The organism is Lachnospiraceae bacterium JLR.KK008, assembly GCA_037015955.1.
GTDB lineage: Bacteria > Bacillota > Clostridia > Lachnospirales > Lachnospiraceae > VSOB01.
In genome coordinates, this window is record CP143548.1 from 656661 (window position 1) to 670847 (window position 14187).

Sequence of the window (14187 nt, forward strand, 5' to 3'; positions counted from 1 at the left end):
TATGATAATTGTAGGATCACCCTGAGATCGTAAGATTTTTGACACGGGATTTTAGCATGACGGGGAAGGAGACAGGCAATGGATCAGACATTTTTGGAAATACTGATAACAAGAAAGAGGAACGCACTCGCAGGCATATTAAAAATAGGAAGTGGGATCGCTTCGGGGCTTCTGATCATCATGACCCCTTATTCTATTGCCTGCCTGTTTCTGGCGGCAGCGTCTGCGGCACTGGCCTATTACAGTTATCTGCAGGAATGGGTGGAATATGAGTACAGCTATGTGTGCAGGGAACTGACCGTCGATAAGATCATGGCGCGCAGCAGGAGAAAGACGGAGGCCGACTATGCGCTGGAGAAGATTGAGGCCGGCGCCCCGGAAGGCTCTTATCATCTGGATGCTTACCGCGGCCGCAGTTGTGAGGTGAGAGACTACAGCAGTAAAAACGGCGGCGAGACTTTTGTATTCTATTATGAGGGCAGTGTGAAAGTCATATTGGAGAAGAATGAAGGGCTGATCCAGGCACTGCACGGCGATGCGCCGGGGAAGATATTCTTAGACTGACTTTTGCATTGACAAAGAGAATGCAGTTTGATAAACTTGTCAAAATATCATAAAACATACAGGAGGATGAAAGAATATGGGTCAGATAATTGGCGAAGGTATTACGTTTGATGATGTATTGCTTGTTCCCGGATATTCACAGGTCATTCCGAATCAGATCGATCTGTCTACCTGGCTGACAAAAAAGATTCGTCTGCACATACCAATGATGAGCGCCGGGATGGATACGGTGACGGAACACCGCATGGCCATTGCCATGGCAAGGCAGGGCGGCATCGGGATCATCCACAAGAACATGTCGATCGAGGCGCAGGCGGAAGAAGTCGATAAAGTAAAACGCTCTGAAAACGGTGTGATCACTGATCCATTTTCACTGACTCCTGAACATACACTGGCGGATGCGGACGAGCTTATGGGCAAGTTCCGGATATCCGGCGTGCCGATCACAGAGGGAAGAAAGCTGGTCGGTATTATCACCAACCGGGACCTGAAATTTGAGACAGACTATTCCCGCAAGATCAAGGAATGTATGACATCGGAAGGGCTGATCACGGCCAGAGAAGGCATTACACTTGAAGAGGCGAAAAAGGTTCTGGGAAAGGCCAGAAAAGAAAAACTGCCGATCGTGGACGATGAATTTAATCTCAAAGGACTGATCACGATCAAGGATATTGAAAAGACGATCAAATATCCGCTCGCAGCCAAAGACGAACAGGGAAGACTGCTCTGCGGCGCGGGGGTAGGCATCACCGCCAATGTGCTGGAGCGTGTGAAAGCGCTTGTCGATGCCAAGGTGGATGTGATCGTTCTGGACAGCGCGCATGGACATTCGGAAAATGTACTGCACTGTCTGCGCATGATCAAGGATGCGTATCCGGAGCTTCCGGTCATAGCCGGAAATGTGGCGACGGCAGAGGGAACGAGAGCGCTGATTGAGGCCGGTGCGGATGCTGTCAAAGTGGGGATCGGCCCCGGTTCTATCTGCACGACCCGTGTCGTGGCGGGAATCGGTGTCCCGCAGATTACGGCCATTATGGACTCCTATGCGGCAGCCAGGGAATATGGCGTTCCGATCATTGCGGACGGCGGTATCAAGTATTCCGGCGATATGACGAAAGCGATTGCCGCAGGCGCCAATGTATGTATGATGGGCAGCATCTTTGCCGGATGCGATGAAAGTCCGGGAACGTTCGAATTGTTTCAGGGAAGAAAGTATAAAGTCTATCGCGGCATGGGGTCTATCGCGGCGATGGAGAACGGAAGCAAAGATCGTTATTTCCAGTCCGATGCGAAAAAACTGGTTCCGGAAGGTGTGGAAGGACGTGTTGCCTATAAGGGCACGGTGGAAGATACGGTGTTCCAGCTGATGGGAGGCCTGCGCTCCGGCATGGGCTATTGTGGCACACCTACCGTGGAAGAACTGAAAGAGAGAGGAAAGTTTGTGAAGATTTCCGCGGCGTCTTTGAAAGAGAGCCATCCGCACGATATTCATATTACAAAAGAAGCGCCAAATTACAGCGTAAACGAATAATGCGAAGATATAATCAGTAAAAAAATACCGCTGCCGGTCGGAATGCTTTCTGACCGCGGCGGTTTTAGCTTTATCATAATTGATAGCAGGATCATCTGTTAAGAGGTATTTTATTGTCGGTCATGCCCACAATATATTCCATGCTGACGTTATAGTATTCCGCCAGTCGAATGAGGTGACGGATTGGAAGCTCACTGGCGCCGCGTTCATAGCGCGCGTACATGGTTTGCGAAGTTCCCAGGATGTCTGCAATATTTTGCTGTGTTTTGTCATGATCTTCACGTAAGTCGCGTATTCTGAGCCTATAATCCATTTCCATCACCCATCAGTTCTAAACATAGCATAGAAATATTGACAAGCAATGATATAGTAAACATGTTTACTATTAATTTTGTATGATCTGAAGTTCCAGAGAATTGTCTCCTTTCCTGATTTTATCGTCGATGAGATCACTTTCTACAACAAGATAAGGTTTTCCCGTAAGTTGGAAAATCTCTCTCAAATGATCACTGTCCGTAATACGGTGGCGGGTTCCCTGGCTGCATGAGTAAGTTCCGGCAGGCAGGATATGCAGCCTTTTGTCAGCGCAGTCCTCATGATTTTCCACATGCACAAAGATAAACTTCTCGGCCTCCCCATTTTCGTTATAGTCATAGAGAATACCCGAAGGATAATTTGCAGTCATGCCAAGAAGCTGGGCGAGCATGAAAAGACGGAGAATCTTCTGGCTGTAATTTTCGGTATCTTCCTCTGTGAAAGGTGTTGTCAGCACCGCCCGGGCAGGTATGTAACGTTCATAAAATCCGGCTTTTTCGTCGAGGATTTCCGTGTGTGCAGGGGCAGGCGATTCGGCGGCGTCCGTGGACATGGTAACGGCCTGTGACACGGGCGTGTCGACGGCTGCAGGAGCAGAAGGGACAGCGTCCGGAAGCGGCGAAACGTCACTGGCAGCGGGTACAGGAGCATCGCCGCGCTGCCTGGCAGTGCGTAGTGGTTCGTCCTGCCCGGAAGCCTGTAAAGAGTCGCTGTGAAGCGGCACCGGTTTATAATTCAGTGCCTGCAGAGCAGCCTGTACTGTTCCCAGTCGCTTGCGTATATCCATGATCTTTTGTTCGGCAAGGAGTTTGCCATCGTAAAGAAGATTTTGCAGATTAAAGTTTCCCTGACCATCCGTATATTTTTCAAAATCCCGCAGGGGAATCCCCAGCTCGATACAGAGGCTGATTGCGTCCAGAATATAGAGCTGTTCCTCCGTATAATAGCGATAATTAGTCATTTCATTGATATAAGCGGGGCGAAGTACCCCGATCCGGTCATAATAGCGAAGCGATTTGATGCTGACTCCCTTTTTCTTGGAGACAGCACCGATCGTCAGATAGCCTTTCATTCCATACCTCCTGAAAAAACGTATTCCTGTTCCGGTGATATAGTTTGAGTATAGCATGTCTCGACAGGATGTGCTATACTTTTTGCATGGTGTGTCGAATCCTGTCGTGTGTCAGCGTGCATGACAGATTCAGTCTGTGGTATGATATTGTTTATGGAGCTGATTTAGTATGTCGGGAATTTTTTATGATGCAAGAAAAATCAAAATATACGAAGCGGTGAAGGAACTGTGCGGAATCGCAGGTGAGAGCGAAGCGTGGACAAATGGTCTGTGGGGTGAACTTCTGACGGACCGGGAACTGATGGAGGAGATGGTCTATTATCTGGAGCATCACTGCTTTCAGGGGAAGATGGCCTGCGAGGGGTATACGCTGATTGATCTGTTTGTATGGCAGATGGATATTTATAACCTGATTGCGGACTGCGGAAAAAATACGGAGAGCTGTAATAAAGAGACGATGGCTGTGCGGGCATTTCAGGCAATGGCAGAGATGAAAAGAAATCCGGAACACTATAAAAAACGTCTTTCAGACGGATTTGGAATGGATAAATATTTATAAGGAGTCTTACAATGACCAGGTTGAAATTTACGGAAGAATTAAGAAAGGCCCTTTCCGGCCGGGTAAGTCATACGACAGTGAATGAAAATGTATCTTATTATGAAAATTATATTGATTCGGAAATCAAAAAGGGACGAAGAGAAAAAGAAGTGTTGGAAGAGCTGGGCGATCCCAGGCTGATTGCGAAGACGATCATAGATACGGCTCAGGGAGAAGAGGCGGAGGCAGTGGAGCGGGAAGCGAAAGCCTCTTCCGGGAAAACTTTTTCCGGACGGATGATCCGGCTGCCATTATGGCTCTTGGGGATACTTGCGGTTCTGCTGCTGATTCTTATTTTTAAAGTGGTAGGTCTGGTACTTGGCCTGCTGATGCCGATTATCATTCCTGTTGCAGTCGTCTATTACCTGATCCGCTATTTCCGGCGGCGGTGAGTGGGAAACCAACAGTATGGACGTGTGGTTATGGGATTCGGTCTGTTGATACCGATATTTGTGAGAATAAAATGATAAAATGGAAAACGACCTATCAGGGGAACCGATAGGCCGTTTTGAGGGGAGTATAAATAATTAATATATAAGGGTTGCAAATAAAGAAATTGGAGTGTTTCTTTATCTGTTGAGGTTATTATATATGATGGACCGAAAAAATGCAAGAGAAAAATAGTACTTTTTTCCTGTTTTTTTGAAAAACTTTCCTGAATGGTTGTGCATATAATTCCGGGAATCTGACATACTAACTCCGTAACCAAAATTATCAGGAGGAATGCAATATGTCTAAAAACGATTACAACCAGAACAACAACCAGAAGCAGAATTTCCAGAATGGCACAAATCAGTCTCAGGACAAAACAAGCAACTATTCTAACAGCACAAACAGCACAAAGAACAACAGCCAGAACAATAATCAGAAAAACAACTACTAAAAAAGACCCGGCAGGCTGCCGGGATACATATTGTAGATGATATTGTCTGGCTTTCTTTTATAGATTCAATATACCCTAAGTGGACAAGGGGACATGTCAAAGATTAAACTTCTGTTTTTGCAAAAACTATTTGACACTCCCCTGTATGGACTTTAATATAAACATATGAGAAAATTTGAATTGATCGCGCCCTGCCATTTTGGACTGGAGGCGCTCTTAAAGAGGGAAATTACAGACCTGGGTTATGATATAACGTCGGTGGAGGATGGACGGGTCACTTTTTATGGAGATGAGGAGGCATGTGCGCGTGCCAATATTTTTCTCCGTACGGCCGAACGCGTGTTGATCAAGATTGGCAGCTTTCACGCGGAAACGTTTGAACAGTTGTTCCAGGGGACGAAAGCGTTACCCTGGGAGGAATTTATTCCGGCAGACGGAAAGTTCTGGGTAGCGAAAGCCGCCAGCGTGAAGAGCGCTCTGTTCAGTCCGTCGGACATTCAGTCAATAATGAAAAAGGCAATGGTCGATCGGCTGCGGGAAACCTATCATGTGAACTGGTTTGCGGAAAGCGGTGAGAGCTTTCCGGTGCGGGTGTTTCTGCTGAAAGACGAAGTGACGGTGGGACTTGACACGACGGGAGAGTCATTACATAAAAGAGGATACAGGAAACTGACGGCGAAAGCTCCGATCGCAGAAAACCTGGCGGCGGCGCTCATCATGCTCACCCCATGGAGAGGGGATAGGATATTGGTGGACCCTTTCTGTGGCAGCGGTACGATACCGATTGAGGCGGCAATGATGGCGGCTAATATTGCTCCGGGGATGAACCGCAGTTTTACTGCGGAGAGATGGCCACATATCATTGGGAAAAAGAACTGGTACGATACGGTGGATGAGGCCAGGGAGCAGACGGATCTGTCGGTACAGACGGATATTCAGGGATATGACATCGACGATGAGATGGTAGCCATCGCCAGAGCCAATGCAAAGCTGGCAGGAGTGGAAGGGCTGATTCATTTCCAGAAGCGGGATGTCGCCGGTCTGAGCCATCCGAAAAAGTATGGTTTTATCATCACCAATCCGCCTTATGGCGAACGGCTGGAGGATAAGGAGGCGCTGCCCGGTCTGTACCGGATGATCGGAGAACGGTATCGGGCACTGGATGCATGGTCTTTGTATCTGATTACTTCTTATGAAAAAGCGGAAGAGGATATTGGCAGAAAGGCAGATAAAAACCGTAAGATTTATAACGGAATGATGAAGACATATTATTATCAGTTTCAGGGACCAAAGCCGGGGAAAAGAAAGAGGCCGCAGTCATGATACAGAGAAAATTATCGAAGGTCATGCTTGTATGCAGCATTTTGTTTTCTCTTGTCTCCATGTCGGTGATGCTTTACTTCTCTGCGACAAAGACGATTGTCATCGCGGAGGAAGTGTCAGACCGGACCGAGAGCGAGCGGCTGTCAGGGAGAGCACGGGAAGATGTCCTTCAATTTGAGGCAGGCAGCGGTGGGAAAGGACTGCGGATTCCGCTTCCTCCGGAACTGCGTGCGGATGACATTGTTATAGAAAACCGTTATATCGAGCATTGTATTTATATCATTCTGAAAGGGAAATACAGGGAATTTTACCGCAGCAATGTGCTGACAGGAGAAGATCCGCGAATAGAAGGGGGCTATCTTTCTCAGGAGGACGGGATGACCAGACTGCAGCTGATGCTGGGCGGCCCATACGAACACCAGTATATGTTTGAGAACGGTGTCCTGCAGTTATCGTTTCATGAGCCGTGGCAGCTATATGATAAGATCGTTGTCATAGATGCGGCACATGGAGGCAGCGACGAAGGAGCGACGGGGAACGGGATTCTGGAGAAAGAGATTGTGCTGGCGATTGCGGAGAAAGTGAGAGAGAAGCTGGAAGATTCGGAGATCCGTGTCTACTGTACGAGGACGGATGATACGGCGCTGACAGAAGAAGAGCGGGCGGAGTTTGTCCATGAGCTTCGTGCAGATATGCTCATCAGTATCCGGGCTGCAGCCGATGAGAGCAGTGACGGCGTGTATGGAATCCGCACCGTATATAACGGTACCTATTTCATTCCGTACTTTGGAAATGTGGAACTGGCCGATCTGTTGGAACGACATGTCGTAAGCATCGCTGGCAGCAGGGCAAACGGGTTGATGGAGACGAATCCGGAAGACCGTTTGCTTTGGAATGTACAAGTGCCTGCCGCTGCAATCGAGGTGGGCTATGTGACAAATAAGGAAGAGGCTTCTTTTCTTTCCGCAGAAGAATATCAGGAAAAACTGGCAGATGGAATCATCAATGCGTTAGTGGAAGCATATGAGAGAAAAGAACAAAATTAGTGGGAGACAGCACAATGAGTGACAGAGTGATCTTTGCGACGGGAAATGAACATAAATTAAAGGAGATCCGGATGATCCTTGCCGATGTGGATGTGGAAATCCTCTCTCTGAAGGAAGCGGGGATCATCCTTGACGTAGAGGAGGACGGCAGTACTTTTGCGGAAAATGCAATGATCAAGGCGAAGGCCTGCGCGGCGCAGAGCGACTGCCTTGTGCTCGCCGATGATTCAGGGCTGGAAATTGATTATCTCAACGGGGAGCCGGGAATCTATTCTGCCAGATATATGGGAGAACAGACTTCTTATCATACGAAAAATGAGAGACTGATCCAAAGACTGGAAGGGGTGCCGGACGAAATGCGGACAGCGCGCTTTGTCTGTGCGGTGGCTGCAGCGATGCCGGATGGGAGCGAGAAGACCACGGAGGGATATGTCGAAGGCCGGATTGGTTATGAGGAGAAGGGGTGTAATGGGTTCGGATATGATCCGATCTTTTATCTGCCGCAATATGGCTGCACTTCGGCGGAGCTGGATGCGAAGCAGAAAAATGCCATCAGTCACAGAGGAAAAGCGCTGGAAAAGATGAAGGATATGCTGCTGTCATCAGGTGTCTGGAAAAAGAAAGAGAAGGAAAGTCAGGCGGCGGGGGATCTATGAGAATACTCATTATAAGCGATACACACAGAAGAAATGATAATCTGATCAAAGCGTTGAGAAAAACAGGGCAGCCGGATCTGCTGATTCATTGCGGGGATGTGGAGGGGGATGAATATACCCTGAGCGGTTATGTGGACTGCCCGACGGAGATCGTCGCGGGAAATAACGATTTTTTCTGCGATCTGCCCCGTGAACGGGAGTTTACGATCGGCCGCTATAAGATCTGGCTCACACACGGTCATTCTTATTACGTGTCGATGGGAAATGAGACGATCAAACGTGAGGCGGTTGCCAAAGGTGTGGATATTGTCATGTACGGTCACACGCATAAACCTGTGGTGGAGATAGAAAGGGACATTATCGCCATCAATCCGGGAAGTCTGTCCTATCCGAGACAGAGTGGCCGCCGTCCCTCCTGCGCCGTTATGGAATTGGACCAGGCGGGAGAGGCACAGTTCAAGATTTATTATTTATAAGATCCGGACGTCAAAATTTTTGGCGGTTACTGTTAGAAAATTACCAGAAAAAACCTTGACAAAGAAAAAGTCTTATTATATAATATGACATGCGTCACGAAAAGAGACGTATTTTGCGCGAAACGGGGTGTGGCTCAGCTTGGCTAGAGCGCCTGGTTTGGGACCAGGAGGCCGCAGGTTCGAATCCTGTCACCCCGATACTAGATGCGCGGGTGTAGTTCAATGGTAGAACACCAGCCTTCCAAGCTGGATACGTGGGTTCGATTCCCATCACCCGCTGGCGCTTTGTACAAGACTATATGGTTTTGTAGGAAAGTGATACGTGTTCGTAGCTCAGCTGGATAGAGCAACGGCCTTCTAAGCCGTGGGTCGGGGGTTCGAATCCCTTCGAGCACGTTTGATAAGGAATCGGGATATAGTATACCGATACTTATGGTGGGTATAGCGCAGTTGGTTAGCGCGCCAGATTGTGGCTCTGGAGGCCAAGGGTTCGAATCCCTTTATCCACCTTTAGACAGGAGTGTATCGTCATAATGGGCTATCGCCAAGCGGTAAGGCACAGGACTTTGACTCCTGCATTCGCTGGTTCGAATCCAGTTAGCCCAGTTATATGGATAAGGGACACTAGCTCAGGTGGTAGAGCACTTGACTTTTAATCAAGTTGTCGGGAGTTCGAGCCTCCCGTGTCTCAGGATTAACAGGTTTCTTGGTCGTGTTACTAAGAAACCTGTTTTTTTAGTTATACGAGTTCAAACACTCCGAGGGATGGCTCAAAATAGATTACATAATTGTCGATCGTCGTATAGATGCCGTACTTGCTCTTGTAGTATTGTAATGCCTCCAGCAGGAACTCTTCGGTGACATCGAGAAAGTCGGCGGTGTCATGCAGGGAACAGCAGCCTTGCTGATAGGAATTTACGATGCCTGTCAGACCGATCAGTTTATTGTATGCCCAGACACGTGCCTTGAGCTCCTGCTTGCGGTCGGATATGGTAGACTGGCAGACAATGTCGCCGACCGTGGTGTGATAATGTCCCAGTTCTTCCGCCAGTATGCAGGTGCGCTTGCGGGCTGTCCGTACTTTTTTGTTGATTCCGATCACATTTCCATTGATAAGTCCGTCGGCCTTTGATTTAAAATCAGCATTTTCTATAATGTAAACGTCCTCTGCGGCGCTTTCTTCCAATAACTCTTCATATTTCAATTCAATCACTCCGTTCCTGTCATAAATTCAAATATGTTTTACTCCGGTTTTTTAAGATTGGCAAGATCTTCACGCATCTTCTTCTGCTCATCCGGATCTGCCGCATAATCGTTGTGGGCGGCTTTTATGTTGAGAGAGTAGAGGGGAATATGGGTCAGTTCTTCCACCCGTTTTTGGGCTTCCCGTTTGCCGGTATCATTGAGCATTTCATAGCAGTTTAGCAGAAATGAGGGGTTGTCAGAGACAATGGTGTCTGGCTCATTCGTTGTTCCCATCAAAAACCGCTCCGATGTCTGCAATAATTCTGCGATGTTAGCGAGATGGCTGACCGGTATCTTGGCGATTTCGCCGTTTTCATATCTGAATATGGTAGATCTGGATACGCCGATATGTTTCGCCAGTGTATCCGCACTGATTCCCAGTTGTGTGCGTCGTTCCTTCATTCTTTTTCCCGTAACAGACATATGACTCCCTCCTTGTAGGTAAACTATAACATAAATAGTGCAAAAATGCAACTAAAAATGCAAAAATGCGATTCTGTATTGACATGAGAACGAATGTACGATAAAATACATCCAACAAGTCGCATTTATGCGACTATTGACTGCAAAATAAAAAGAAGGGAGGTTTTCAGGTATAAAAAATGGAAGCAATGGGGCTCGAACCCATGACCTCTCGCGTGTGAGGCGAACGCTCATCCCGGCTGAGCTATGCTTCCATATGTATTATTATAAGCATTTGCGAACAGAAATGCAATAAGAATTCTCAACGAAAGAGAGTATTTTGTGAATGACGATCTGACAGGGGAAAGGAAGGGTGTTATTTATGACGGCAAAAGAATATTTACAGCAGCTACATAAGGCAGAGGTGATCATCAGACAGAGAAGACAGGAAAATGCTGATCTACGGTCAAAACTGACAAGCATAAACAGCCTGGACTATACAAGGGATAGGGTGCAGACAAGCCGCCTGGCCGGGGCAGGGTATGAAAAAAGTGTCGCGAAAATCATCGATCTTGAGACAGAGATCGAGAAGCGGATTGACGATTATGTGGCGCTCAAGGACAGGATCATCGGGCAGATTCATAATCTGTATGACGTCGATCAGATCAAGGTATTATATAAACGGTATGTGTTATATGAGAAATTTGAGGACATTGCCGCTGATCTTGATTTCTCCGTGAGGAACGTGTACAAGATCCACGGCCACGGTTTGGAAGAGTTTCAGAAATGTATTTAAAAGGACAAGTGTTCATTTTAATGCAGTATAATCTGTGTTATTATGGCATTGTGAAAGATCAGCCACAGGGATTTCGAGTCCGGTGGCTGATTTGCTTTCATACAGGATCGGGATGCCGGAAGGCACAGTTAGATTACGAAAGAAAGGAGGCGACCGGAACGATAAATTCGATCATGGAGGCGATCGGCAGTTCTTTGAACGGGGAATTTGGGGACGGATATAACATCTGTAAAGAAGAGAGAGAGCAGGGCCTGGAAAGACCTTGCTTTTTTATATCCGCTACAGGTTCTGCGGGCAGACTGTTTCCGGGGAACCGGTATCTGCGGGAAAACCAGTTTTGCATCCAGTACTTTCCACAGGAGGAAGGGAAGAAAAGGGAAGAATGTTATGCGGTGGCAGAGCAGCTTTTTTCCTGTCTCACATGGCTGCGCGTAAGCGGAGAACCTGTGAGAGGTACGAAGATGAGATGTGAAGTAGTTGACGGTATTCTGCATTTTTATGTGAACTATGATATGGTTGTCCGCAAAGTACCGGAACCGGTTCCGATTATGGAGGAAGTCTCTTCCGAAACAATGGCGAAAGGACAGGTGAGAACATGACAGGCAAGACTGCGGAAGAAAGAAAGTGTCCGCAAAAGGCTGCAAAAGGCAGTGCAAAGAGTGACGGGCAGAAAGGGGCCGGGAAAACAGAACACAGATTTTCCAAAGAACAGCTCCTTTCTTCCGGACGTTTTCGGGACAGAAGGGATATTGCAGAGGCCCTTCTCGACGAGAGAGAAACTTATACGGTAAAAACCGTGGAAGAAAAAATCGAGGATTACAGGAAAGGAAAGGTGAAATAAGAATGGCTTTAGGTGGAGGTACGTTTATCGCACAGAATAAGGAACTGCCGGGTACTTATATGAATTTTGTTTCAAAGGCGGCGGCAAACGCGGCGCTCTCCGAGAGGGGAATCGCGACAATGCCGCTGGAGCTTGACTGGGGCGTTTGTGGAGAAGTGTTTACCGTGACCAATGCGGATTTCCAGAAAAACAGCATGGAACTGTTTGGCTATGAGTATACGGACGATAAGCTGAAAGGACTGCGGGATCTGTTTTTGAACGTGCAGACGCTCTACGGTTACCGTCTGAACGGTGAGGGCAAGAAGGCAGGGAATGATCTGGCGGAAGCGCTGCACAGCGGTGTACGCGGCAATGATCTGAAGATTACAGTGCAGGTGAATGCAGATGATGAAAGTATGTTTGACGTGAAGACCCTGCTGGATGCGGTTGTCGTCGATGTACAGACAGTTTCCGATGCGGCCGGGCTGACGGCAAACAAATATGTGAGCTGGAAATCAGGCGCCGTTTTGACAGCGGCAGCAGCCATTCCGCTGACCGGCGGGACAAACGGGGAAGTGAACGGAGCGGCATATCAGGCATATCTGGATCGGATTGAGGCGTATACGTTCCATACGATGGGCGTGGCAGTGACAGATGAAATTACGAAGGCGCTGTTTGCTTCCTTTGTGAAGCGGATGCGCGATGAGATGGGTGTGAAGTTCCAGCTTGTACTTTATGATTATGCAAAGGCCGATCATATGGGTGTGATCAGTATCGGCAATCAAGTACTGGATGAAGGGTGGAGCGAAGCCAGTCTTGTGTATTGGGTGACAGGCGCCAGCGCCGGCTGCGCAGTCAACAAGAGTAATCAGAACAGGAAGTATGACGGTAACTTTACGGTAGATACTCCCTATACACAGAGTCAGTTAAAGGCGGCGGCCGGTGCCGGTAAATTCATGTTCCATCTTGTTGGAAGCGATGTCCGTGTGCTGGAAGATATTAATACGATGGTTACGACTTCCGATACACAGGGCGACATTTTTCAGGAGAACCAGACGATCCGCGTGATCGATCAGATCGGCAATGACATTGCCGTACTGTTTAACACGAAGTATCTTGGCGTTGTTCCGAATGATGCGGCTGGCCGCGTTTCATTGTGGGCAGATATAGTCTCTCACCACCGTCAGCTCGAGCAGATCCGGGCGATCGAAAACTTTTCGGACGCTGATGTCATTGTGGAAGAGGGAAGTACGAAGAAGGCAGTTCAGGTTACCGATCTGGTCACGGTCGTCAATGCGATGAGCAAATTATATATGACAGTGACAGTTGGATAGAGGGGAGGAAAAAGAAACAATGGGAAACAATGCGATTATGAATGCCAGGGACGCCGTATATGGCGGACTTGCGGAATGCTATATGACGATAAATGGGCGGCGCTATAATTTTATGAGTATGACCGACTTTGAGAGCAAATGGGAGGTCAATGTTATTGATGTGCCGATTCTTGGCAAAGTGGGCATGGGACATAAGGCAGCCGGCGGTAAGGGCAGCTGGAGCGGTACGGCGCATTACAACCAGTCCTGCCTGCGGGAAATGGCGGATATATATCAGAAGACGGGCGTGATGCCGTATTTTGAGATCCAGGTGAGCAATGAGGACCCGACAAGTGCGGCGGGCAGACAGACGATCATTCACAGAAACTGCCTGTGCGACAGCTTTATCCTGTCAAAATTCCAGGCAGGAGAGGAGATCATGGACGAGGAACTTTCCGGGACATTCGAAAGCTGGGATATGCCGGAGAAATTTAAGGAACTGGAAGGGTTCTGACAGGAAGAATGCGCGCTTGCAGATGAACGGTCCCGCTTACATGATTTGTAAGCGGGATCTTATTTTACCCTCTGCGATCACGGAACAGGCGCAGAGGTATGAACTGGAACAGGAAGAGTGTAACAGGTAGCCACTGCCATACGGTGGCAGAGAGAGGAGAAGAAGATGTCAAAATTCAGCAGGTTTATGAAAGCCAATAAAGCGGAGAAACAAAATGAAAGGTATGCGCCGACAAGGTCCTTATGTGACGAAAATGGAAAGCCTCTGGAATGGGAATTCCGGCATATCACGTCCAAAGATAATGAAGAACTTCGGGATGCCTGTACGGTCGAAGTACCGGTTACAGGGAAACCGAATATGTATCGGCCGCGGGTGCAGACAGGCAAATATATTCAGAAGATGATCGTGGCGTCCGTTGTATATCCGGATCTCTATGACGCGGATCTGCAGGACTCCTACGATGTGAAGACACCGGAGGACTTATTGCTCGCCATGGTCGATGATCCGGGTGAATACAATGAATTGGCCGCTTTTATGCAGAGTTTTCAGGGATTTAATGTTTCCTTCAACGATAAGGTGGAAGAGGCAAAAAACTGATCGAGGAAGGGGATTGGGAGGCGAATCTTGCCTACT

At 48.0% G+C, this 14187-nt stretch carries 19 protein-coding genes and 7 tRNA genes; 21 read left to right on the top strand and 5 right to left on the bottom strand.

Translation table 11 applies throughout. From position 1 onward, the window contains the following. Nucleotides 1-78: 78 nt before the first annotated feature. A complete protein-coding gene (locus V1224_03245) occupies nucleotides 79-564 on the top strand; it encodes a hypothetical protein (protein WWR16490.1) in 486 nt (161 codons plus the stop codon). 76 nt (nucleotides 565-640) lie between these two features. Further along, nucleotides 641-2095, top strand: a complete 1455-nt coding sequence (guaB, locus tag V1224_03250; protein ID WWR16491.1) for an IMP dehydrogenase — start codon at nucleotides 641-643, stop codon at nucleotides 2093-2095. Nucleotides 2096-2186: 91 nt separating this feature from the next. Here guaB and V1224_03255 read toward each other — a convergent pair whose 3' ends face one another. After that, complete coding sequence (locus V1224_03255) at nucleotides 2187-2408, bottom strand: helix-turn-helix transcriptional regulator (protein ID WWR16492.1); 222 nt, start codon at nucleotides 2406-2408, stop codon at nucleotides 2187-2189. 72 nt (nucleotides 2409-2480) lie between these two features. Next, entirely contained in the window at nucleotides 2481-3482 is a 1002-nt protein-coding gene (locus tag V1224_03260; GenBank protein ID WWR16493.1) for a MerR family transcriptional regulator, read from the bottom strand. Between the two features lie 169 nt (nucleotides 3483-3651). Here V1224_03260 and V1224_03265 point away from each other — a divergent pair, with 169 nt between their 5' ends. The 13 genes from V1224_03265 to V1224_03325 all read left to right on the top strand — a co-directional run bounded on the left by V1224_03265 (nucleotide 3652) and on the right by V1224_03325 (nucleotide 9155). Continuing rightward, entirely contained in the window at nucleotides 3652-4041 is a 390-nt protein-coding gene (locus tag V1224_03265) for a hypothetical protein (protein WWR16494.1), read from the top strand. A gap of 11 nt (nucleotides 4042-4052) precedes the next feature. Next, nucleotides 4053-4472, top strand: a complete 420-nt coding sequence (locus V1224_03270; GenBank protein ID WWR16495.1) for a DUF1700 domain-containing protein — start codon at nucleotides 4053-4055, stop codon at nucleotides 4470-4472. Between the two features lie 338 nt (nucleotides 4473-4810). Further along, nucleotides 4811-4963: a hypothetical protein gene (locus V1224_03275; GenBank protein ID WWR16496.1), complete on the top strand. Its 153-nt coding sequence runs from the start codon at nucleotides 4811-4813 to the stop codon at nucleotides 4961-4963. A gap of 165 nt (nucleotides 4964-5128) precedes the next feature. After that, a complete protein-coding gene (locus V1224_03280; protein ID WWR16497.1) occupies nucleotides 5129-6286 on the top strand; it encodes a class I SAM-dependent RNA methyltransferase in 1158 nt (385 codons plus the stop codon). After that, entirely contained in the window at nucleotides 6283-7332 is a 1050-nt protein-coding gene (locus tag V1224_03285; GenBank protein ID WWR16498.1) for an N-acetylmuramoyl-L-alanine amidase, read from the top strand. The genes V1224_03280 and V1224_03285 overlap by 4 nt, the downstream gene beginning before the upstream one ends. A gap of 14 nt (nucleotides 7333-7346) precedes the next feature. Beyond that, the gene (locus tag V1224_03290) at nucleotides 7347-7988 is read left to right on the top strand and encodes an XTP/dITP diphosphatase (GenBank protein ID WWR16499.1); all 642 of its coding nucleotides are present in this window, start codon (nucleotides 7347-7349) and stop codon (nucleotides 7986-7988) included. After that, the gene (locus V1224_03295; GenBank protein ID WWR16500.1) at nucleotides 7985-8464 is read left to right on the top strand and encodes a metallophosphoesterase; all 480 of its coding nucleotides are present in this window, start codon (nucleotides 7985-7987) and stop codon (nucleotides 8462-8464) included. Before V1224_03290 ends, V1224_03295 begins: the two co-directional genes overlap by 4 nt. A 123-nt stretch (nucleotides 8465-8587) precedes the next feature. Continuing rightward, nucleotides 8588-8662 (top strand) — tRNA-Pro (locus V1224_03300). Nucleotides 8663-8672: 10 nt separating this feature from the next. Further along, nucleotides 8673-8743, top strand: a tRNA-Gly gene (locus V1224_03305). A 43-nt stretch (nucleotides 8744-8786) separates the two neighbouring features. Next, a tRNA-Arg gene (locus V1224_03310) sits at nucleotides 8787-8860 on the top strand. 39 nt (nucleotides 8861-8899) lie between these two features. Further along, a tRNA-His gene (locus V1224_03315) sits at nucleotides 8900-8973 on the top strand. Nucleotides 8974-8998: 25 nt separating this feature from the next. Further along, nucleotides 8999-9070, top strand: a tRNA-Gln gene (locus V1224_03320). A gap of 12 nt (nucleotides 9071-9082) precedes the next feature. Then, nucleotides 9083-9155: transfer RNA gene (locus V1224_03325), tRNA-Lys, on the top strand. A 48-nt stretch (nucleotides 9156-9203) separates the two neighbouring features. Here the strand turns inward: V1224_03325 and V1224_03330 are convergent. The 3 genes from V1224_03330 to V1224_03340 all read right to left on the bottom strand — a co-directional run bounded on the left by V1224_03330 (nucleotide 9204) and on the right by V1224_03340 (nucleotide 10386). Continuing rightward, nucleotides 9204-9668, bottom strand: a complete 465-nt coding sequence (locus V1224_03330; protein WWR16501.1) for an ImmA/IrrE family metallo-endopeptidase — start codon at nucleotides 9666-9668, stop codon at nucleotides 9204-9206. A gap of 38 nt (nucleotides 9669-9706) precedes the next feature. Next, on the bottom strand, nucleotides 9707-10132 hold the full coding sequence (locus tag V1224_03335; protein ID WWR16502.1) for a helix-turn-helix transcriptional regulator: 426 nt from the start codon (nucleotides 10130-10132) through the stop codon (nucleotides 9707-9709). Between the two features lie 180 nt (nucleotides 10133-10312). Continuing rightward, nucleotides 10313-10386 (bottom strand) — tRNA-Val (locus V1224_03340). Nucleotides 10387-10493: 107 nt separating this feature from the next. On the opposite strand from V1224_03340, the gene V1224_03345 reads away from it, so the two are divergent. From V1224_03345 to V1224_03370, 6 genes are all read left to right on the top strand, one after another. Further along, nucleotides 10494-10907 carry a hypothetical protein gene (locus tag V1224_03345; GenBank protein WWR16503.1) on the top strand — a complete coding sequence of 138 codons (414 nt, stop codon included), beginning with the start codon at nucleotides 10494-10496 and terminating at the stop codon, nucleotides 10905-10907. Continuing rightward, nucleotides 10898-11506 (top strand): hypothetical protein, encoded by a 609-nt coding sequence (locus V1224_03350; GenBank protein WWR16504.1) that lies wholly within the window; start codon nucleotides 10898-10900, stop codon nucleotides 11504-11506. Before V1224_03345 ends, V1224_03350 begins: the two co-directional genes overlap by 10 nt. Then, nucleotides 11503-11748 (top strand): hypothetical protein, encoded by a 246-nt coding sequence (locus V1224_03355; protein WWR16505.1) that lies wholly within the window; start codon nucleotides 11503-11505, stop codon nucleotides 11746-11748. Before V1224_03350 ends, V1224_03355 begins: the two co-directional genes overlap by 4 nt. A gap of 2 nt (nucleotides 11749-11750) precedes the next feature. After that, nucleotides 11751-13061: a phage tail sheath family protein gene (locus tag V1224_03360; GenBank protein ID WWR16506.1), complete on the top strand. Its 1311-nt coding sequence runs from the start codon at nucleotides 11751-11753 to the stop codon at nucleotides 13059-13061. Nucleotides 13062-13080: 19 nt separating this feature from the next. Continuing rightward, the gene (locus V1224_03365) at nucleotides 13081-13554 is read left to right on the top strand and encodes a phage tail tube protein (protein ID WWR16507.1); all 474 of its coding nucleotides are present in this window, start codon (nucleotides 13081-13083) and stop codon (nucleotides 13552-13554) included. A 165-nt stretch (nucleotides 13555-13719) separates the two neighbouring features. After that, nucleotides 13720-14151 carry a hypothetical protein gene (locus V1224_03370; GenBank protein ID WWR16508.1) on the top strand — a complete coding sequence of 144 codons (432 nt, stop codon included), beginning with the start codon at nucleotides 13720-13722 and terminating at the stop codon, nucleotides 14149-14151. The last annotated feature ends 36 nt before the right edge of the window (nucleotides 14152-14187 follow it).